Raw genomic sequence first — 19,940 nt, forward strand, 5'->3', positions numbered from 1 at the left:
CCCCCGGACCGACCCCCCGCACCGACCGCCCCCTGGAGCGGACCGCAACCCCTGGCAGGGGTGACGAGGTCAGCGGCCCAGGAAGGCCTGGAGCCGGTCCAAGGGCCAGGTGTTGATGACGTCGTCCGTCGTCAACCACGCCCGCTGCGCGATCCCGACCCCGAACCGCTGGTTCGCCAGGTGCGGGATCGCGTGCGAGTCGCTGTCGATCGAGAACTTCACCCCGTGGTGCTTGGCCAGCCGCACCAGATCCGACGGCAGGTCCGAGCGATCGGGGAACGAGTCGATCTCCATCGCCGTGCCCGTGCGGGCCGCCGCACGGAAGACGGCCTCCCAGTCCGCGTCCACCGCCGCCCGTTTGCCGATCTTCCGCGTCGTCGGGTGCCCGATGATGTCCACGTACGGGTTTTCGCAGGCGGCGATGAAACGCCGCGTCATCTCGTCCCGCGACATCCCGAAATGGGAGTGCACCGAGGCCACGCAGACGTCGAACTCCCGCAGGATCTCCCCGGGCCAGTCCACCGACCCGTCGGGGGCGATGTTGAGCTCGGTGCCGTGCAGGAGCCGCATGTCCGGGTATTTCTGCTGGAGCTCGGCCACCTGCCCCCGCTGCTCCAGCGCCTTGTCCAACGTCATCCGCTGCATCGCCAGGTCCGGCGCGTGGTCGGTGACCGCGTAGTAGGCGTAGCCGCGGGCGTGCCCGGCCGCCACCATGTCCTCCAGCGACGCGATCCCGTCCGTGAGGTTGGTGTGCGTGTGCAGGTCGCCCTTGAGGTCGGACAGCTCCACGAGCATGGGCAGCTCACCCCGGAGCGCCGCCTTGACCTCACCGCCGTCCTCCCGCATCGGCGGCGGCACGAACTGCATGCCGAGCGCCGCGTAGATGTCCTCCTCGGACTCGGCGGCGATCACCCGCTCGCCCTCGAACAACCCGTACTCGGAGAGCTTCCAGCCCTTCTTCACCGCCATCTCCCTGATGGCGACGTTGTGCTCCTTGGAGCCGGTGAAATATTGCATGGCCGCGCCCCATGACTCGGCGGGGACCACGCGCAGGTCGACCTGGATGCCGGACGTGGTGCGGATCGAGGTCTTCTTGTCGCCCGCCGCGATGACGTCGGCGACGTAAGGCTGAGCGCGGAACTCCGCCATGATCGACTCGGGTGCGACCGCGAGGATGTCGATGTCGCCGATCGTGTCCTTCATCCGCCGCAGCGACCCCGCGTACGCGAGCCGCTCGGCGGACAGCGACGCCATCACCTGCTCGGCCAGCGACATGGCCACGCCGATGTGCACCCGGCGGCCGGACTGCTCGAGCTGCTCGATGCCCTTGAGCAGGTTGGCCAGCGTCTTGGGGCCGAGGCCCTTGACGCCGTCGAGGCGGCCGGAGCCGATCGCCTCGCGCAGCGCCTCGGTGGAGTCGATGCCGTAGTCCTCGAACAGCATGATCGCCGTCTTGGGGCCCAGGGTCGGCACCCGCGTCAGCCTGCGCACCCCGTCGGGGACGCGCGCCCGCAGGTCGTCGAGCTGCCGGAAGCTCCCGCGCTGCAGGAACTCCTCCATCTTCTTGGCGATGGCCTCGCCGACGCCGGGCACGTTGCGCACGTCGACGACCGAGATGTCCTCGGGGAACCCGGCGATGGCCTTGGCCGCCTTCTGGTAGCTCCGCACCCGGAAGGCGTCGCCGCCGCAGAGCGCGAACAACTCCGCGTATTCCTGCAGCGCCGACGCCGCCTCCTCATTTGCCCGCATGCCCTAACCCTAGGGGCTGGGACCGACAATCCGGGATGGTCAGAACCGCACCTCACGCGGCCGGTACGGCTCCCCCAGGAACGCCAGCTCCGCGTCCGACAACGCCACGTCCACCGCCGCCACCGCGTCGTCGACGTGCCGGTCCTTCGTGGCCCCGACGATCGGCGCCGTGACCGCCGGCTGGTGCAGCAGCCAGGCCAGGGCGACCTGCGCGGCGGGCAGCTCGCGCTCGGCCGCCACCTGCGCCACCCGGTCGAGGATCAGCTTGTCGTTCTCCGGGTCGTACAGGGCGTCGATGCGCTCGTCCGACCCCGCCCTCGTCGTCGTGGTCGCCGAGCCGGCCCGGGCCAGCACGCCCCGCGCCAGCGGACTCCACGGGATCACGCCCACACCCTGGTCGAGGCAGAGCGGCAGCATCTCGCGCTCCTCCTCCCTGTAGAGCAGGTTGTAGTGGTTCTGCATGGAGACGAACCTCGTCCACCCGTTGCGCTCGGCCACCTGCTGCGCCTTCGCGAACTGCCACGCCCACATGCTGGACGCGCCGATGTAGCGGACCTTGCCCGCCTTGACCACGTCGTGCAGCGCCTCCATGGTCTCCTCGATGGGCGTCTCGTCGTCCCACCGGTGGATCTGGTAGAGGTCCACGTAGTCGGTGCCCAGGCGATCGAGCGAGGCGTCGATGGAGGCCAGGATGTGCTTGCGCGACAGGCCGCGGTCGTTGATGCCCCTGCTCATCGGGAAGTAGACCTTGGTCGCCAGCACGTAGTCCTCGCGCCTGGAGAAGATCCCGCGCAGCACGTTGCCGGTGACGACCTCGCTCTCGCCGCGAGAGTAGACGTCGGCGGTGTCGAAGAACGTGACGCCCGCCTCGGCCGCCCTGCGGACGATCGGCTCGGCCTGCTCCTGTGGCAGCGCCCACTCCTGCCGGGCCGGATCACCGTAGCTCATCATGCCCAGGCACACTCGCGAGACCTTCAAACCCGTGTCACCAAGTCGCGTGTAATCCATACCGCCCACCATAGAACGCGAACGCACAGGTCAATCGACCGGCCGGCGCGACGTCAGTGCTGTTCCGGAGCGGAGGCGACCGGAAGGTGAGAAGTCCTTTGACAAGGGTGTCAGGCCGGAATCTCTCTCCCCAGGCGCTCTACCGAGCAGCCGCTCCTGTGAGGGATGCTGCGAACCATGGAACCCCGTGTGCAGCCCCTTCCACCCGAAGAATGGGACGGCTTCACGAAGGCCAACCCGTACAACGTCTTCACCACGCTGGCCCGCCATCCCGAGCTCTATCGGGCATGGCTGCGTTTCGGCGGCACGCTGCTGAACGGCACGCTGCCGGCCCGCGTCCGCGAGCTGGCCATCCTGCGGACGGCGTACCACAAGGACAGCGCCTACGAATGGGCCCAGCACGCCCGCCTGGCCCGGGAGGCGGGCCTGACGGAGCTGGAGATCGAGTCGGTACGCCAGCCCGCCGCCCTCTGGCCGGTCGAGGACCGGCTCGTCCTGCAGGTGGCCGACGACCTGCACTACGCGGGCGACCTGACCGACGCCACCTGGGCGGCGCTGTGCGATCGCTACGACGAGGCTGGAAGGATCGAGCTGGTCATGCTCGTGGCCCACTACCAGATGCTGGCGATGGTGCTCAGGACGTTCAGAGTGGCGATCGAGGAGTGATCATCGTGACGCCCGGCACCGAGCCGATCGACGCCAGGGCCTTGCCGGCGTCGGCCAGCCCGATCGTCCGGGTGACCAGCTGGTCCGGGTGCAGGATCCCGGCTCTGATCATTTCCAGCATCGGCGGGTAGGCGTGCGCGGCCATGCCGTGGCTGCCGAGCAGCCGCAGCTCGTGGCCGATCACGCGGTCCATCGGCACCGGCGTCGGCCCGCCGGGCAGCAGCCCCACCTGGACGTGCCTGCCCCTGCGGCGCAGGCTCTCGATCGAGGCGGCACACGTCGCCGGGCTGCCCAGCGCGTCGACGGACACGTGCGCGCCGCCCCTGGTCAGCTCCCTCACCTGGGCGGCCGCGTCGCCTCTCGAGGCGTTGACGAAGTGCGTGGCGCCCGCCAGCTCGGCCAGGTGCAGCGCGTCGGTGCTGATGTCGACGGCCACCACACGGGCGCCGGCGGCTGTCGCGATCATCACGGTGGACAGTCCGACGCCGCCGCAGCCGTGCACCGCCACCCACTCGCCCGGGCGTACCTCACCGACCTGGGCCACGGCGCGGAACGCGGTGGCGAAGCGGCAGCCCAGCCCCGCCGCCGTGGCGTACGCCATGTCCTCGGGGATGGCGATCAGGTTGACGTCGGCGTGGTCGACGGCGACGTACTCGGCGAAGGAGCCCCAGTGGGTGAAGCCCGGCTGGGTCTGCCGCTCGCACACCTGCTGGTCGCCTGCGGCGCAGGACGCGCAGGTGCCGCAGGCGCAGACGAACGGCACGGTCACGCGCGCCCCGGTCCGCCACCCGCCGAGCTCCCGCACGTCGGAGCCGACGGCCTCGACCACGCCCGCGAACTCGTGTCCGGGCACGTGCGGCAGCGCCTTGATGTCGGGGTCGTGTCCCTGCCAGCCGTGCCAGTCGGAGCGGCACAGCCCTGTCGCCTCGACCCTGATCACCGCTCCGTGCGGGGAGGGGGCAGGGTCGGGCAGCTCGCGCACGTCGAGCTCGCCCCCGAAGATGTCAAACGCAACCGCTCGCATCTCATGAGCTTAGAGTGAGTTGCCGCAGCTCGCGCAAGGCCTGGTGGGAGGGCGATCCGGGTTCGGTGGTGTAGAGCACGAGACGGAGGTCGTCGCGGTCGGGCACCGGCATGACCTGGCAGATCGCGTCGATCACGCCGACGAGCGGGTGGTTGATGCGTTTGCGCTGCTCCCTGCGGATCTCGACCTCGTGCCTGTCCCACAGCTCGGCGAATGCGGGGCTGAGCGCCAGCATCTCGGCGACCAGTGCCCGCAGCCGGCGGTCCTCGGGATAGCGGCCCGCGGCGGCACGCAGGTCGGCGACGGAGGCGCGGGCGAAGCGGCCCTTCTCCTCGTCGTCGAGGTATTCGGCGATGTCGGGGGACATGAAGACCCAGCGGATGACGTTCCTGTTCTCGACCGGCTGGTTTTCGAGGTCGGCCATGATGGCGTTGGCCATGGGGTTCCAGGCGAGGATGTCGTAGCGGGCGTTGAGGACGTAGGCGGGCACCTCCTCCAGGAACGCCATCAGGTGCAGCACGCTGCCGGGCACGTCATCCCTGATGGAAGGCGCCTCCAGGGGCTGCCCGGCCAGGTCGAACAGGTAGGCGCGCTCGTCCTGGGTCAGCATGAGCGCCCTGGCCAGCGCGTTGAGGACCTGCCGTGACGGGTGCGGGCCGCGGGCCTGTTCGAGGCGGATGTAGTAGTCGATCGACATGCCCGCCAGCTGCGCGATCTCCTGCCTGCGCAGGCCCGGCGTGCGGCGGCGCTCGCCGGCGGGCAGCCCCACGTCGGCCGGGGTGACGCGGGCGCGCCTGCTGCGGAGGAAATCGGCGAGTTGGTCGCGGTTCATGTCTCCATCCTCCTCCATGACAGACCGGTGGTGGGTGGTACTGCTGATCCCAGCTTTTCCAGGTCTCTCCCGCCCACCGGGTGGCCTGGGCGAGCGTGGAGGCATGACGAAGATCGCCCTCATCACGGGTGCCAACAAGGGAATCGGCTACGAGATCGCGCGGCTGCTCGCCGAGCAGGGCGTCACCGCGATCGTGGGAGCACGCGACGAGGAACGCGGGCGGGCCGCCGCCGAGCGGCTCGGGCTGCCGTACGTGCGGATCGACGTGACCGACGAGGACAGCGCGGCCGCCGCCGCGAAGTGGATCGAGCAGAAGTTCGGCACGCTCGACATCCTGGTCAACAACGCCGGGATCGCCGGCGACCTCAGCCAGGTCCAGCCCAGCGCCGCCTCGGCGCGGGCGCTCAGGGACGTCTACGAGACGAACGTGTTCGGCGTCGTCACGGTGACGAACGCCATGCTGCCGCTGCTGCGCACGTCGCCGGCCGGCCGGATCGTGAACATGTCGAGCGAGCTCGGCTCGTTGACCATGGCCGCGGACCCGGCGAGTCCCTTCGCGGACGCCACGTTCCTCGCGTACAACTCCTCCAAGAGCGCGCTCAACATGATCACCGTCCTGTACGCCAGGGAGCTCAAGGACACCCCGATCAAGGTGAACGCCGCCAACCCCGGCTACTGCGCCACCGACCTCAACGGCCACTCCGGCTTCCGCACCGCCGAGCAGGGCGCGGCGATCGCCGTGCGGCTGGCCACGCTCGACGAGAACGGTCCCACCGCCTCTTACCAGCAGGAGGCAGGAGTGGTCCCCTGGTGAGGTGTCAATCCTGACGAATAGGACAGAAGGTGGTGATGGGACGAGATCTCGACAAAGAGCGATTTACCGAGGCGGAATACGTCCGCTTCGGGGAACGCCTTCATGAGCAGCTCGGCGTGCTGCGTGAGCTGCTCGATACCCCCGGCTTCGGCGTGGGCCCGGCCACGATCGGGGCCGAGCTGGAGTTGTTCCTCATCGACGAGCGCGGCCGGCCGCTGCAGCGCAACAGCCAGGTGCTGGAAGCCCTCGCCGACCCCCGCGTGGTGCTGGAGCTGGGCCGCTACAACGTCGAGGTCAACCTGACCCCGACGCCGCTGGAGGGCAGGCCGTTCGAGGTGATGAGCGGCGAGGTCCAGGAGATGATGACGAAGGTGGACGGCGCGGTCGAGGGCGGCGGCGCGCTGCCCATCGGCATCCTGCCCACGCTCGACACCGAGGACTTCACGGTCGGCGCCATGAGCGACCAGAACCGCTACCGCGCTCTGAGCAGGGGCATGAGGCGGCTGCGGCTGGAGCCGTTCCTGGTCAAGATCGACGACCTGGAGCTGGCCGTGGAGGACGTGATGCTGGAGAGCGCCAACACCTCCTGGCAGGTGCACATCCGCACGCCGCCCGAGCGGTTCGCCCGGCTGTTCAACGGCGCCCAGCTGGCCATCGGCCCGGTGCTGGCCGCGTGCGGCAACTCGCCGTTCTTCCTGGGCAGGCGGCTGTGGGAGGAGACGCGGATCGCGCTGATGGAGGAGGCCGCCGACGACCGGGACGTGGAGCGGCGCGGGCGCAGGGACGGGCGGGTCACGTTCGGCTCGGACTGGGTGCGCGAAGGGGCGCACGAGCTGTTCGAGCGGTACGTACGCGACTACGAGCCGATCGTGCCCGACCTGCACGACGACGCCGAGCCGCACGAGGTGCCGGAGCTGCGGCTGCACCAGGGCACGATCTGGCAGTGGAACCGGCCCGTCTACGACCCGGCCGACGGCGGCCACCTGCGGATCGAGATGCGGGCGCTGCCGGCCGGGCCCTCGTGCGCCGACATGGCGGCCAACACGGCGTTCCTGCTGGGGCTGACGTTGTCGCAGGCCGAGCGGGACCTGACCGGATACCGGTTCGCGGAGGCGTACCAGAACTTCTACCGGGCGGCCATGCACGGGCTGGACGCCAAGCTGTCCTGGCCGGGCAGGGACGGTGAGTTCGCGGCCGCCGACCTGGTGCTCAGCCTGCTGCCCGAGGCCCGGCAGGGCCTGCTCGGCGCGGGCGTGACGCCGAGCGACGCCGACCGCGCGCTGGCCGTCATCGAGCAGCGGACCCGGTTGCGCCGCACCGGTTCGGCGTGGCAGCGCGAGGCGCTGGCGCGCTTCCACGGCGACCGGGAGCGGCTCGTGCTGCGCTATCGCGAGCTGGCGTTGTCGGGACTTCCGGTGCATTTGTGGCGCTGACCGGCAACCATTCCCGTTCCCGTTCCGTCACACTTGGTAAAGGAACGGGAAAGGTGACCGAGATATGGCGGAAACGGGGATGGTTCCCACAGGGAAGGCGCCTTACGCGCTGAACCGGGCGACGGGGGACCTGGCCGACGGGGCGGCCAAGCTCGCGCAGGACATAGGCAGCACCGCCGTCGAAGCGCTGCTGGCGCAGGCCAACAGGACCGCGGCCCGCAGGGGAGCGGCTGCCGCGCTCGGCTCCATGCAGCCCAGGCCGGCCGAGTGGTACGCCTTCGACGCCAAGGACCAGGACACCGCCGACTGGTACCCCCAGGGCCTGACCTGCGGCGCGGAGTCCGGCTCCATCGGGGTGCCGGTGTTCGTGGCGAGCTGGTACTTCAAGCCCACGGCCGGCGAGCGCGGGATCAGGGTGTCGTTCCTGAGCCCGCGCACGCTGAAGTACCAGCACGCGCTGCTGGTGGCGGCCGAACAGGACGGCTCGTACGCGCCGATCAACATCCACGCTGGCGGCATCGCGCTCGACGGCGACCTGCTCTACGTCGCCGACACGTCCAGAGGGCTGCGGGTCTTCGACCTGAACAACCTGCTCGACCTGCGTACCGCGCAGAACGACCTGGGCGACCCCACGCGGATCGGCCGGCACGACGGCAAGTTCCACGCCTTCGGCTACCGGTACGTGATCCCGCAGACCGACTTCTGGAGACTCGCGCAGCCGGGGCCGCACTTCTCGTTCGTGTCGATCGACCGCAGTGGCGGCACCCCGCAGTTGATCACGGGCGAGTACTGGGAGGACGATCCCGACGGCCGGGTGGTGCACTGGGACCTCCCCTTCTCCGGCGGTGAGCCCAACGAGGCGTTCGTGATGGGGCACCCCAAGATCCAGGGCGCGATCTCGCACGGCGGCAAGTGGTATCTCAGCCAGGCGGCGAACGCGACCACCAACGGCAAGCTGCTGGTCTACACCGACGGGAAACTCAAGACCAGGCCGTTCCCGATCGGGCCCGAGGACCTCACCGTGCAGGACGGCAGGCTGTGGAGCGTCACCGAGTTCAGGAACAAGCGGGTGATCTTCGGGGTCAGTCTTTGAGGTGCCGGAACAGGACCTCGCGGTAGCGGGCGTCGAAGTCGTCGTACCGGGTCCGCAGCTCCGCGCCCGGCCAGCCGGTCGGCAGGAGCTCCTCCGGAAGCAGCGGGTCGGCCAGCAGGTGGCGCAGCACCGCGGCCGACACCAGGAAACCCTCGGCCAGCCCGTCGGCCCGCTCCTGTGCTTTTTCCAGGGCCCCCTCCAGCCTGCGGGCCTCGGCCGCCCAGCCGTCGCGGTCCCACAGCAGGGGAGTGGGGTCGCTGTGCGGGCGGCCGTCGATGCGCGTGCACTGCGCGGTGACGCTCTCCGGCCACTCCCGCACCAGGTTGGCGGGCCGCAGCCAGGTGCCCTCGCGTAGCTCGGCCAGGCGCAGCGTGGTCATCGCGTGCCGGAACGCGGCCCGGTCGGCGGGCGCGCGCCGCTCCGCGGTGACGACGGCCACCTCCCAGGTGCCGTCCCATGGCCTGGTGTGCGGGTCGCGGCTCTCGTCCTGCCTGGCCTGACGCTCGACGAGCCGCTCCGACAGCGTGTAGAAGCGGGCCTCCTGGATCAGGTCGCCGGCCGCCACCATGCGGGACAGCGCGACGCGCACGGTGCCCTCGGCGATGCCGAACAACGCGCCGATGCGCACCAGGTGGCGGGCCGGCAACCGTGGCGGGTGGCTGCCCAGCAGCGCGCTCAGCACGGCCGATCGGGCACTCAGACCCTTACGCTCTTCCATCGCGTGTCGATTATATGTAACACTCGCGAACATGGGGCGCTATCTCGTAGAACCGTTCGACCGCAGCGACCGTTACGCCACCGAGCGCTACCAGGGCGCGGCCGGGCGCAACTGGTGGGCCTGCGATCCCACGCTGCACCTGATCATGCGGCGGCACCTGGGCGAGGGCTATGCGTGGGCGGAGCCGCGTCTCGACCGGCTGGGCGCGCTCATGGGCGGGCTCGTGGCCGAGTGCGCCGAGGAGACCGACCGCCATCCGCCGCGACTGGAGAAGTACGACAAGTGGGGCAGGGACGTCAGCGAGGTCGTCATGCCGCCGTCGTTCCAGGCCGCCCGGCAGGCGCTCATGGCGGACAACTTCACCTCGCCGTCGTTCGCGGAGCAGGCCCGTGCGAACGGGGCGGACCCGGCCGCGCTCGCCGCGGCGTGGACGTACCTGCTCGACCAGGCCGACATCGGCATGGGGTGCGCGCTCGGCACGGGCGGCGACATGGTGGTGCAGCTGGCCGAGAAGCACGCGCCGCCGGACGTACGCGATCGGGTGCGGGAGATCTTCGCCAACGGCTTCTACTCCGGCGAGGCCGCCCAGATGTTCACCGAGCGGACGGGCGGTTCCGACCTGGCGGCCCTGGAGGCCGCGGCGGTGCCGTCCGGCGACGCGTGGCTGCTGTCCGGCTTCAAGTGGTTCGCCTCCAACGCCAACGGGTCCGCGTTCGTGGTGCTCGCCCGCCTGCCCGAGGGGGCGGTCGCGCCGTTCCTGGTGTTGTGGGAACGGCGGGACGGCAGCCGCAACGGGGTGCGGATCAGGCGGCTCAAGGACAAGCTCGGCACCCGCTCGGTCGCCTCGGCCGAGGTCGAGTTCGCCGACGCGGAGGCGTTCCTGCTGGCCGGACAGGGCTCCGGCTCCGGGCTCGGGACGATGATGAAGCTCACCAACGCCTCCAGGCTGGGCGTGGCCATGATGGGTCTCGGCGTGGCCAGGCGCGCCCTGGTGGAGTCGATCTGCTACGCCCGCGCCCGCGAGGCGTTCGGCCGCCCGCTCATCGACCAGCCGCTCATGCGCCGCAAGCTCGCCGAGCTGATCGTCGAGGTCGAGGCCGCGCAGGCGCTCGTCTTCGACGGCCACGCCGGGCCGCGGTTGCGCCTGGCGCCCGCCCTGATCAAGCTGCGCGCGGCCCGGCTCGGCGTGACGGCCGCCAGCGACGCGATCGAGGTGCACGGCGGCAACGGCTACATCGAGCAGTGGCCGGTCGCCAGGCTCCTGCGCGACGCCCAGGTCAACCCGATCTGGGAGGGCGGCGACAACATCCTCTGCCTGGACGTCCGGCGGGCGATGCTCAAGGAGAACGCCCACGAGCCGTTCCTCGATCGGTTGGAGGCCGCCGTCGACCAGGCCCCGGCCGGCTCCGGTGACCTGGTGCGGCAGCGGATCGAGGACCTCCGCAAGGCGATCACCGCCTGGTCCGCGCTGGAGCACTCGGTGGCCGAGGCCCGGTTGTTCCCGCTGGCCCAGCTCATGGCGGATGTCTACGCCGCCGCGCTGCTGCTGGAGCAGGCGGGCTGGGAGCAGCGCGCCGGCCACGGTGACCGCAAGGCTCTGGTCGCCCGCCTCTACGCCGACGCCCACCTCGTCGATCACGGCCCGCTCCGCGGGATCGACCGACCGGCGGAGGAGCTGGAACACTTCGACGAGCTCCTCGCCGGGGCGGTGACGCTCTAGCCCATAGTCACCACGGCCTCTTCACCACGGCCTCTTCACCACGGCCTCTTACCCCTGAACGATCGTGGACCACGTCGCGGTCCGCGGATCGATGACCTCGAAGTGGCCGACGTCCTCGAGTTCGAGCAGCTGGCAGGGGTCCCCGGCCTCGTGCGCGGCCTGCGCGTACCGGCGGCTGAGCTCCGGCGGGACACGATCGTCATCGCTGCCGTGGACGACGAGCGCCGGAGACCCGCTCGGCAGGCGGCGTGCCGGGTCGGCCAGGTCGTAGAGCTCGGGCCGCTGCTCAGGCGTGCCGCCGACGAAGTCGAGCGCGGCGCCGTCGCCGATGCCCAGCCGTGCCGCCTCGGCCAGGTCGCAGACGCCGCCGAGCGGCACGACGGCGGCGACCGGCCGCGTCCCGGCCGCCCACAACGCGAGGTGACCGCCGGCCGAGTGCCCGAGCAGCACCACCGGCACGTCGCCGACCGGCGCCAGCTCGTCGAGGTACAGAAGCGCGGCCGTGATGTCGTCGAGTGTCTCGGGGACGCCCCCGCCGGTGCCGACCCGCCGGTACTCCACGTTCCAGCTCGCCCACCCGCGCTGGGCGAGGTCGACGCAGATCGCCCGGGTCGTGTCGCGCCCGAACCGCGAGCGCCAGAAGCCACCGTGGATCACCACCACAAGACCGCGCGGCGTGGCGTCGGGGGGCAACCGCAGATCGGCCTCGTGATCGGGAAGAGGCCCGTAACGGTACGTTTGCGCGGACACGTCGTGCTGAATGGACCAGTCCGCGAGCTCGGCGAGAAATCGGTCAAGATCCACTGGGAGTCCCTCCTCGAATCCCCAGCTTAGGGGCACGAAGGTGAAGGAGCTCCGCGCGGCCGATGGACAACGGCTTGCCAGGTCGACCACCGGCGTCCGGTGACCGAAACCATGGGGGAGCCGCATGTCAGGCGCGTGATCGGAACGGGCGCGGCGGGCGGGGCCGCCTGGTGCACGGGATGACGCCCCGCCGGGCATTCCGCTATAGCTGATCTATACCGTGCCCCACTACGCTCCCGGCAATGAGGCATCGATCCGGAACCGTCTTCATCGTCATCGCCGCGGCGCTGACCGTGATCGGCACGATGATTCACGTCTTTCCTCCGCACCAGACGGTGCTCACGGTGTTCCTCGGGCTGGCCGGGACGCTCTTCTATGTCACCGCGATCGCCCGGATCAGCGGCTGGACGCGACAATTGCGGCGCGTGGCACCGTCCGTCATGATCGCCCTTGCTGCCGCGATGTGGGGCGCCCTCATGGGTGTGGCGCCCGTGGCCGGCGGAACGGTCGCGCTGGCGGTGCTCGGCGAGAGACAGACCTGCACGGTGACTGAGGTCGACACGGAGACCACGCGCGCACGGGGAGGCAGGATGAGGACCACCTACGTGCATACGGTCCACTGCCCGGACGCACGCGTCCACGAGATCCGGAGCCGCGAGGATGACCGGCACGAACAGGGCTCTCCCGCCGAGGTCACCGCGGACCCGAAGGGGCTGATGACCGCGAAGTTCGTTGCGGGCGCCTACCAGTGGACCGGGGTCGGGGTCTTCGCGGTGCTGGTTCTGTGCGTGTCCGCGCTTCCGTTCTTCGCCCGTCTCGTCGCGCCGTCGCCCCCACCGCCGTCGGCTCCGGGAGGGTTTCCCCCACCACCCGCACCATGGGCCGCCCAGCCGCGCCGCCATTAGGGTGCTGGCCCGAACCTGGCAGGCAGCGTACGCTCGGCACGTTTCCCCGAGGACATTCCCCGAGGAGGGTCGCATGACCGTACGCGTGGAGCGCCAGGGCCCCGTCATCACCGTGGTGATCAGCAGGCCGGAGGCGCGCAACGCCGTCGATCGCAAGACCGCCGACGCGCTGGCGGACGCGTTCCGCGACTTCGAGGACTCCGACGCCGACGTGGCGGTGTTGTGGGGCGAGGGCGGCACGTTCTGCGCCGGCGCCGACCTCAAGGCGCTCGACAACCATGTCGGCGAGGAGGGCGACGGGCCCATGGGGCCGACCAGGATGCGGTTGGGCAAGCCGGTCATCGCCGCCGTCGCCGGGCACGCCGTCGCGGGCGGACTGGAGCTCGCGCTCTGGTGCGACCTGCGGGTGGCGGAGGAGGACGCGGTGTTCGGGGTGTTCTGCCGCCGGTGGGGCGTGCCGTTGATCGACGGCGGCACCGTACGCCTGCCCCGGCTCATCGGGGCGTCCAGGGCCATGGACATGATCCTCACCGGTCGGCCGGTCGGCGGGCGGGAGGCGTACGAGATGGGGCTGGCCAACCGGCTCGTCCCCACCGGCACGGCACGGCGGCACGCCGAGGAGCTGGCCCGCGAGATCGCCCGCTTCCCGCAGACCTGCCTGCGCGGCGACCGGCTGTCGGTCCTGGAGCAGGACGGGGTGGGCGAGGAGGACGCCATGCGCAACGAGCTGCGCCACGGCCTGGTCTCGACGCCCGACGCCGTCGAGGGCGCGGCACGCTTCGCCGCCGGCGCGGGCCGCCACGGCGACTTCGGCTGATTGTCGGCGCACCCGCGTATCGTGGCCACATGCCTGACATCGAGGTCGCCGGGCGCGAGGTCCGCATCACCAGCCCAGACAAGGTGGTCTTTCCGCAGGCCGGGCAGACCAAGCTCGACCTGATCCGCTACTACGAGACGGTCGGCGAGGCGGCGCTGCGCGGCGTTCACGGGCGGCCGATGGTGCTCAAGCGGTTCGTGCACGGGATCGAGCAGGAGGCGTTCTTCCAGAAGCGCGCCCCGGCCAAGCGGCCCGACTGGATCGAGGTCGCCGAGCTCAAATACCGGTCCGGGCTCAGCGCCGAGGAGGTCGTCTGCACCGATCTGGCCCAGCTGTTGTGGGTGGTCAACCTGGGGTGTGTCGACCTCAACCCGCACCCGGTGCGCTCCGACGACCTCGCCAAGCCCGATGAGCTGCGCATCGACCTCGACCCGGTGCCCGGCGTCGACTGGGCCGACGTGCTGAAGACCGCGCGGGTGGCGCGGGAGGTGCTGGCCGATCACGGACTGGTGGCCTGGCCCAAGACGTCCGGGTCGCGCGGCTTCCACGTGTACGCGCGGATCGAGCGGCGCTGGCCGTTCGCGAAGGTCCGCAAGGCGGCCGAGACGGTGGCGCGGGAGGTCGAGCGGCGGGCCCCCGACCTGGCCACCAGCCGGTGGTGGAAGGAGGAACGGCACGGGGTCTTCGTGGACTTCAACCAGAACGCCTACGACCGCACCGTCGCCTCGGCCTATTCGGTGCGCGCCGTGCAGGATGCCCGCGTGTCCACGCCGCTGACCTGGGACGAGGTGCCCGGCTGCCGGCCGGAGCGGTTCACCATCGACACCGTGCCCCAGCGGCTGGCGGAGATCGGCGACCCCTGGGAGGACATGGATCTGCACGCCGGCTCTCTGGACGGGCTGCTGGAGCTCGCCGAGGAGCTCGGGCCCGCGCCCAAGCCGCCCAAAGGCAGCGGGCGCAGGCAGCAGACGATGCCCGTCATCGAGATCGCCAAGGCTGAGCACAAGGACGAGGCCATGGAGGGCTTCGAGCGGTGGAAGGCCCGGCATCCCGAGGTCGCCGCGAAGCTGAACCCCGCCGACGTGCTGGTGGACGGCATGCGGGGGCGCAGCAGTGTGTGGTATCGGATCCGGGTCAACCTCCAGCACGTGCCGGAGGGGGAGCGGCCCCCGCAGGAGCCGCTCGAGGTCGACTACGACCCGTGGGGCGGCGCCGGCGGCCCGCCCCGCGGATGACCGTCAGGTCAGCCACGGGTCGGGCGTTCGTATCCCTCGTCCCCGCCGTAGACGTGGCGGTCGGGGTCCTGCTCCGGCTGGGTGGCCGGGCTGGTGGGCGAGGCGGTGTGCTCGGAGGCGAAGTCGTCCGAGGGGACCGGCGGGGGCGGGACCAGGTAGTCCTGCCAGGTGATCTCACCCCTGGGCGTGGCGTCGGTGGTCAGGGCGTCCAAACGCGCGGCGGCGTACAGGCGGCCGGGGTAGCGCATGGGCAGGCAGGCGCGGCGCAGGTGCTGGGCATGCAGCCACGTCCGGGTCAGTTCGGCGGTGTCGAGCTTTTGCGGTCCGCCGTACTCGATCTCGGTGCCCAGCGGTCCGCCGGCGAGCAGACCGGCCGCCTGGGCGGCCACCTCGCCCGTGTGAACGGGCTGCCAGTACACGGTCGGGTCGACCGGCAGCACCGGAAGCGCGGAGAAATCCCGCAGCCGCTGGTGGAGCCACTGGTGGAACGGGGTGGAGCGGAGGACCGTCCAGCCCAGGCCGCTCTCTTCGACCAGGCGCTCGGCCTCCAGCTTGTATTTGAGGTAGCCGAAGGGCGCGCGGTCCGCGCCGACCATCGAGGTCAGCAGCAGGTGCCCGACCCCGGCGTCGCGGGCGGCCATCGTGAGCAGGCGGGTGCCCGGGATGTCCACGGCGCCGCGCCCCTTGCGGCCGCTCGTGGCCAGGTGCGCGATCGCCTCCACGCCGGCCACGGCCTCGGCGACACCGTGGCCGGAGAACAGGTCGCCCCACATCCACTCGATGTTCCCGCGGCTCTCCCTCTTGGTACGGCTCAACGCCCGCACCTGGTGACCCGCCTTGACCAGCGCGGGCACCAAGGCCTTGCCCAGCGTGCCCGTCGCTCCCGTGACCAAGATGCGCATGCCGCCTCCTCTACCCTGGAATCCACACCATTGACATGGGTCCGGCCGAGTGGGGTAGAGCCGCTCGCATGGCTCGAATCGCATCGGAATCCCTGATCGAACGGCTCGCCGAGTGGGGCGTGGACACCGTCTTCGGCCTGCCGGGCGACGGCATCAACGGCATCATGGAGGGGCTGCGCCGCCATCGCGACCGGGTGCGCTTCGTCCTCGTCCACCACGAAGAGGCCGCGGCCTTCATGGCCACCGGCTACGCCAAGGCCACCGGGCGCCTCGGGGTCTGCCTGGCCACCTCGGGGCCGGGCGGGATCCACCTGCTCAACGGGCTCTACGACGCCAAACTCGACCACGTGCCGGTGCTGGCGATCACCGGCATGCAGGAGACGTCCGTGCTCGGCACCGGCTACCAGCAGGAGGTCCACCTGGACAAGCTGTTCGCCGACGTGGCCGAGTACAACATGATGATCACCAATCCGGCGCAGCTGCCTTCACTGGTGGACCAGGCCGTCAGGACGGCGTACGCGCGGCGCGGGGTCGCCCATCTGACCGTGCCCAACGACATCCAGGTGGCCGAGGCGGACGCGGACCCGTACAAGCATGTGGCGCCGGCCAGGACGCCGCGGACCGCGGCCGTCTACCTGCAGCCGGCCGGCATCCCCCGGCCGGAGGACGTCGAGTGGGCGGCCGAGGTGCTCAACCACGCCGAGCGCCCGGCCATGCTGGTCGGGCAGGGCGCGCTGCACGCCAGGCAGGAGGTGCTGGCCGTGGCGGAGGCGCTCGGCGCGCCCGTGGTCAAGACGCTGCCCGGCAAGGCCGTCATCCCGGACGACTCGCCGTACACGACCGGCGGGATCGGGCTGCTCGGCACCCGGCCGAGCGAGGAGTTGATGGAAGACGCCGACGTGCTGTTCATGGTGGGCACGAACTTCCCGTACTCGAAGTTCCTGCCGGAGCCCGGCAAGGCGCGGGTGGTGCAGTTCGAGGCCGAGCCGACCAGGGCGGGGGCTCGGATCGCGACCGACGTGCCGGTCGTGTGCGACGCCAAGGAGGGGCTGGCGGCGCTGCTGCCGCTGCTGTCCCCCCGGAACGGCAACGATCATCTGGCGAAATATCAGCGCATGATGGCCGAGTGGCGGGCCGACATGGACGCCCTGGAGAACCCCGAACGCGACCCGATCGCGCCGCAGTACCCCGTCTCCGTCCTCGACGAGCTGGCCACCGACGACGCCATCATGACCTGCGACAGCGGCACCATCGCCACCTGGGCGGCCCGGCACTGGACGATCCGCGGCGGGCGCGAGTTCTACCTGTCGGGGACGCTGGCCTCCATGGCGAACGGGCTGCCGTACGCGATCGCGATGCAGCACGCCTTCCCGGGGCGGCAGGTCATCGCGTACGTCGGCGACGGCGGCTTCTCCATGCTGATGGCGGAGTTCCTGACGACCGTCCAGCAGCGGCTGCCGATCAAGGTGGTCGTCAACAACAACAACTCGCTCGGCCAGATCCTGTGGGAGCAGATGGTGCTCGGCTACCCCGAGCACGGCGTGCGGTACTCGGAGCCGGAGGGCGACTTCTCCGCCTGGGCCCGGTCGTGCGGCGGGTTCGGGGCCAAGGTCACCAAGGCCGACGACGTGGCGCTGACCATCGGACAGGCGCTCGCGCACGACGGCCCGGCGTTGGTGGACGTGGACGTCAACCCCAACGAGCCGCCCCTGCCCGCCAAGGTCTCCTACGAGCAGGCCAAGAACTTCGCCCAGGCGTTCCTCAAGGGACAGCCGCACCGGGCCGCCATCGCCACCACGTTGTTCAAGGACCGGATCCAGAGGATGGGGGACTAGCCCTGGCTATTCCGGCCGCGGCGGTCAGCAGGGGGTCGATGAGGCGGGGCAGCTCGCGCGCCCGCCGCGACGCGACCACGATGCCCACGGCCGCCACGGCCCGGCCGTCCACCAGGATGGGCGCGGCCGCCGAGCAGGAGCCGAGCGTCATCTCCTCGTAGGTGAGCGCGTAGCCCTGGGCCCGGACCGTGGCCAGCTCCCTGGCCAGCCGGCCCGGCTCGGTGATCGTGTGCGGGGTGGGGCGTTCGAGCTTGCGGGCCAGGTAGGACTTGACGAACCAGTCAGGCTCGTACGCCAGCAGCGCCTTGCCCACGCCCGTCGGGTGCATCGGCAGCCGGCCGCCGGTCCTGGAGACGATGGGGACCGCGCGGCGGCCGTACACCTTGTCCACGTACAGCACCTCCAGGCCGTCGCGGACGGCAAGGTGCACGTTCTCGCCCGTGGTGACGAACAGCTCCTGCAACCACGGATGCGCCAGGCTCACCAGCCGGCCGGGGGCAAGCTGCCCCAGCTCCCACAGCCGCAGCCCCACCCGCAGCCGTCCGTCGGGGTCGCGGCTGAGCGCCTGCCACTCCTCCAGCTCGGCCACCAGCCGGTGCGCCGTGCTCAGCGGCACCCCGCTCCGCCTGGCCAGGTCCGTCAGCGTGAGCTGCGGATGGGCGGCGTCGAACGCGCCGAGGAGGGCCAGCACCTTGGAGGCGACGGTGCGGCCTGGCTCACGGGACCCGCCTGCCATGGCCGCCAGTATGCCACCCAGTATTCCACTCAGTGGAAGCGGGCCCTCGGCTTGTCCCCGCCCGAAGCAGGATGCTTCCCTCATGCGAACTCAGGTCGGGATCATCGGCGCGGGCCCCGCGGGCCTGCTGCTGTCCCATTTGCTCCACCTCCGCGGCATCTCCTCCGTGGTGCTGGAGAAGCGCAGCCGGGACTACGTCGAGCGGCGGGTGCGGGCCGGCGTGCTGGAGCAGGGCACGGTCGACGCGCTCGTCGAGGCGGGCGTCGGGGAGCGCATGTTGCGCGAGGGGCTGCCGCACCACGGCATCGAGCTCAGGTACGGCGGCGCCGGCCACCGCATCCCCTTCGAGAAGCTCGTCCCCGGCCGGTCGATCACCGTGTACGGGCAGCAGGAGGTGGTCAAGGACCTGATCGCGGCCCGGCTGGCGGCCGGCGGCGACGTGCGGTTCGAGGTCGAGGACGTGGCCGTGCACGGGCTCGAGCCAGGGTCGGACACGGGGCCGTACGTGACGTTCGGCGGCGAGCGGCTCGACTGCGACGTGATCGCCGGTTGCGACGGCTTCCACGGTGTGTCCCGGCCGTCCATCCCCGAGGGGGTTCTGAGCGTTTTCGAGCGCGAATATCCCTTCGCCTGGCTCGGCATCCTGGCCAACGTCACGCCGTCGTCGGAGGAGCTGATCTACACCAGGACCGAGCGCGGCTTCGCCCTGCACAGCATGCGCTCGCCCACCGTCAGCCGCTTCTACCTGCAGGTCCCTGCCGATACGAGCGTCGATGACTGGCCGGACGAGCGGATCTGGGACGAGCTGAAGGCGCGGCTGGAGAGCGTGCCCGGCTTCACGCTGACCACGGGGGAGATCACCGAGAAGGGCGTGACGCCGATGCGGTCCTTCGTGGTCGAACCCATGCAGTACGGGAGGCTCTACCTGGCCGGGGACGCCGCCCACATCGTGCCGCCCACCGGGGCGAAGGGGCTCAACCTGGCCGTGGCCGACGTGCGCGTGCTGACGGAGGCGCTGGAGGCGTACTTCTCGGACGGCTCCACCGCGCTGCTGGACGGGTACTCGGAAGCGTGCCTGAAGCGGGTGTGGCGAGCGCAACACTTCTCGTGGTGGATGACGACGTTGCTGCACACGTTCGAGGAGGACGACGCGTACGGGCGGCGGCTGCAGCTGTCGTATCTGGACTACGTCACCTCGTCGGAGGCGGCGGCCACGACGCTCGCGGAGAACTACGTCGGGCTCCCGTATGGCCGCTGACCTTGGAAAATGCTTTAGGGTTGTTTGGTGGTCTTTGAGGAAGGTTGGGCGGCTTCGCCCTTTCGGTGGTTGATGGGCGAGCTGGGCGACACCCAGCTCGCGCGGATGGGCAGCGATCCCGGGCTGGTCGCGGCCGTGGATCAGCACGCCGCGGTGCTGCGTGACGCGATTCCGCTGGATCGGGAGACGCTGGGCGACTACCTGCTCGGCTTCCTCGACGAGCTCCGCCACCGCGGCTGGGCCTTCACCAGCGAGCCCAGTGAGCCCGCTGACCTCGACGCCGCGGCGCTGCGCCTGACGGCGGTCTGCTGGCTCGCCCGCGAGCGCGGCTTCCTGAGCGACGAACTCCCCGCCTGACCGACCCCCCCGGCTGACCGGCCCCTGCCTGATC

At 70.9% G+C, this 19,940-nt stretch carries 19 protein-coding genes; 11 read left to right on the forward strand and 8 right to left on the reverse strand.

Going from position 1 to position 19,940, the window contains the following annotated elements; genetic code table 11:
- Positions 1-69: 69 nt before the first annotated feature.
- Positions 70-1,749: a DNA polymerase/3'-5' exonuclease PolX gene (polX, locus tag ETD86_RS40195; RefSeq protein ID WP_138671876.1), complete on the reverse strand. Its 1,680-nt coding sequence runs from the start codon at positions 1,747-1,749 to the stop codon at positions 70-72.
- A 39-nt stretch (positions 1,750-1,788) separates the two neighbouring features.
- Positions 1,789-2,757 carry an aldo/keto reductase gene (locus ETD86_RS40200; protein ID WP_138671877.1) on the reverse strand — a complete coding sequence of 323 codons (969 nt, stop codon included), beginning with the start codon at positions 2,755-2,757 and terminating at the stop codon, positions 1,789-1,791.
- Between the two features lie 177 nt (positions 2,758-2,934).
- Between ETD86_RS40200 and ETD86_RS40205 the strand changes: the two genes are divergently transcribed.
- The gene (locus ETD86_RS40205) at positions 2,935-3,423 is read left to right on the forward strand and encodes a carboxymuconolactone decarboxylase family protein (RefSeq protein WP_138671878.1); all 489 of its coding nucleotides are present in this window, start codon (positions 2,935-2,937) and stop codon (positions 3,421-3,423) included.
- On the opposite strand, the gene ETD86_RS40210 is transcribed toward ETD86_RS40205, so the two are convergent.
- Both ETD86_RS40210 and ETD86_RS40215 read right to left on the reverse strand, forming a co-directional pair.
- A complete protein-coding gene (locus tag ETD86_RS40210; protein ID WP_138671879.1) occupies positions 3,401-4,447 on the reverse strand; it encodes a zinc-dependent alcohol dehydrogenase family protein in 1,047 nt (348 codons plus the stop codon). The two genes, ETD86_RS40205 and ETD86_RS40210, sit on opposite strands and share 23 nt — an antisense overlap.
- Before the next feature lies 1 nt (position 4,448).
- On the reverse strand, positions 4,449-5,279 hold the full coding sequence (locus ETD86_RS40215; RefSeq protein ID WP_138671880.1) for a helix-turn-helix transcriptional regulator: 831 nt from the start codon (positions 5,277-5,279) through the stop codon (positions 4,449-4,451).
- A gap of 103 nt (positions 5,280-5,382) precedes the next feature.
- Between ETD86_RS40215 and ETD86_RS40220 the strand changes: the two genes are divergently transcribed.
- The 3 genes from ETD86_RS40220 (at position 5,383) to ETD86_RS40230 (ending at position 8,619) form a co-directional block, all read left to right on the forward strand.
- Complete coding sequence (locus tag ETD86_RS40220) at positions 5,383-6,093, forward strand: SDR family oxidoreductase (RefSeq protein WP_138671881.1); 711 nt, start codon at positions 5,383-5,385, stop codon at positions 6,091-6,093.
- Positions 6,094-6,128: 35 nt separating this feature from the next.
- A complete protein-coding gene (locus ETD86_RS40225) occupies positions 6,129-7,526 on the forward strand; it encodes a glutamate-cysteine ligase family protein (RefSeq protein WP_138671882.1) in 1,398 nt (465 codons plus the stop codon).
- A 64-nt stretch (positions 7,527-7,590) separates the two neighbouring features.
- Positions 7,591-8,619 (forward strand): hypothetical protein, encoded by a 1,029-nt coding sequence (locus tag ETD86_RS40230; RefSeq protein ID WP_138671883.1) that lies wholly within the window; start codon positions 7,591-7,593, stop codon positions 8,617-8,619.
- Here ETD86_RS40230 and ETD86_RS40235 read toward each other — a convergent pair.
- The gene (locus ETD86_RS40235; RefSeq protein ID WP_211370624.1) at positions 8,609-9,337 is read right to left on the reverse strand and encodes a PaaX family transcriptional regulator C-terminal domain-containing protein; all 729 of its coding nucleotides are present in this window, start codon (positions 9,335-9,337) and stop codon (positions 8,609-8,611) included. The two genes, ETD86_RS40230 and ETD86_RS40235, sit on opposite strands and share 11 nt — an antisense overlap.
- A 31-nt stretch (positions 9,338-9,368) precedes the next feature.
- Here ETD86_RS40235 and ETD86_RS40240 point away from each other — a divergent pair, with 31 nt between their 5' ends.
- Positions 9,369-11,057, forward strand: coding sequence for an acyl-CoA dehydrogenase family protein (locus ETD86_RS40240; RefSeq protein ID WP_138671885.1), 1,689 nt, complete (start codon positions 9,369-9,371; stop codon positions 11,055-11,057).
- A 48-nt stretch (positions 11,058-11,105) separates the two neighbouring features.
- Here the strand turns inward: ETD86_RS40240 and ETD86_RS40245 are convergent, their stop codons facing one another.
- Entirely contained in the window at positions 11,106-11,861 is a 756-nt protein-coding gene (locus ETD86_RS40245; RefSeq protein ID WP_211370625.1) for an alpha/beta hydrolase family protein, read from the reverse strand.
- Positions 11,862-12,103: 242 nt separating this feature from the next.
- On the opposite strand from ETD86_RS40245, the gene ETD86_RS55880 reads away from it, so the two are divergent.
- From ETD86_RS55880 to ligD, 3 genes are all read left to right on the forward strand, one after another.
- Complete coding sequence (locus tag ETD86_RS55880; protein ID WP_170223509.1) at positions 12,104-12,766, forward strand: hypothetical protein; 663 nt, start codon at positions 12,104-12,106, stop codon at positions 12,764-12,766.
- 73 nt (positions 12,767-12,839) lie between these two features.
- Positions 12,840-13,583 (forward strand): crotonase/enoyl-CoA hydratase family protein, encoded by a 744-nt coding sequence (locus ETD86_RS40255; protein ID WP_138671887.1) that lies wholly within the window; start codon positions 12,840-12,842, stop codon positions 13,581-13,583.
- A 29-nt stretch (positions 13,584-13,612) separates the two neighbouring features.
- Positions 13,613-14,818, forward strand: coding sequence for a non-homologous end-joining DNA ligase (gene ligD, locus ETD86_RS40260; protein WP_138671888.1), 1,206 nt, complete (start codon positions 13,613-13,615; stop codon positions 14,816-14,818).
- 8 nt (positions 14,819-14,826) lie between these two features.
- Here the strand turns inward: ligD and ETD86_RS40265 are convergent, their stop codons facing one another.
- Positions 14,827-15,720 carry an SDR family oxidoreductase gene (locus ETD86_RS40265; protein ID WP_170223510.1) on the reverse strand — a complete coding sequence of 298 codons (894 nt, stop codon included), beginning with the start codon at positions 15,718-15,720 and terminating at the stop codon, positions 14,827-14,829.
- Positions 15,721-15,788: 68 nt separating this feature from the next.
- On the opposite strand from ETD86_RS40265, the gene ETD86_RS40270 reads away from it, so the two are divergent.
- On the forward strand, positions 15,789-17,555 hold the full coding sequence (locus tag ETD86_RS40270; RefSeq protein ID WP_138671890.1) for a thiamine pyrophosphate-dependent enzyme: 1,767 nt from the start codon (positions 15,789-15,791) through the stop codon (positions 17,553-17,555).
- On the opposite strand, the gene ETD86_RS40275 is transcribed toward ETD86_RS40270, so the two are convergent.
- Positions 17,524-18,291, reverse strand: a complete 768-nt coding sequence (locus tag ETD86_RS40275; protein ID WP_138671891.1) for an IclR family transcriptional regulator — start codon at positions 18,289-18,291, stop codon at positions 17,524-17,526. The two genes, ETD86_RS40270 and ETD86_RS40275, sit on opposite strands and share 32 nt — an antisense overlap.
- 82 nt (positions 18,292-18,373) lie before the next feature.
- Between ETD86_RS40275 and pobA the strand changes: the two genes are divergently transcribed.
- Together pobA and ETD86_RS40285 are read left to right on the forward strand one after the other, a co-directional pair.
- Positions 18,374-19,549, forward strand: a complete 1,176-nt coding sequence (gene pobA / locus ETD86_RS40280; protein WP_138671892.1) for a 4-hydroxybenzoate 3-monooxygenase — start codon at positions 18,374-18,376, stop codon at positions 19,547-19,549.
- A gap of 72 nt (positions 19,550-19,621) precedes the next feature.
- Complete coding sequence (locus ETD86_RS40285) at positions 19,622-19,906, forward strand: DUF6401 family natural product biosynthesis protein (RefSeq protein WP_138671893.1); 285 nt, start codon at positions 19,622-19,624, stop codon at positions 19,904-19,906.
- Positions 19,907-19,940: the final 34 nt, after the last annotated feature.

Source organism: Nonomuraea turkmeniaca (assembly GCF_005889735.1).
Taxonomy (GTDB): domain Bacteria; phylum Actinomycetota; class Actinomycetes; order Streptosporangiales; family Streptosporangiaceae; genus Nonomuraea; species Nonomuraea turkmeniaca.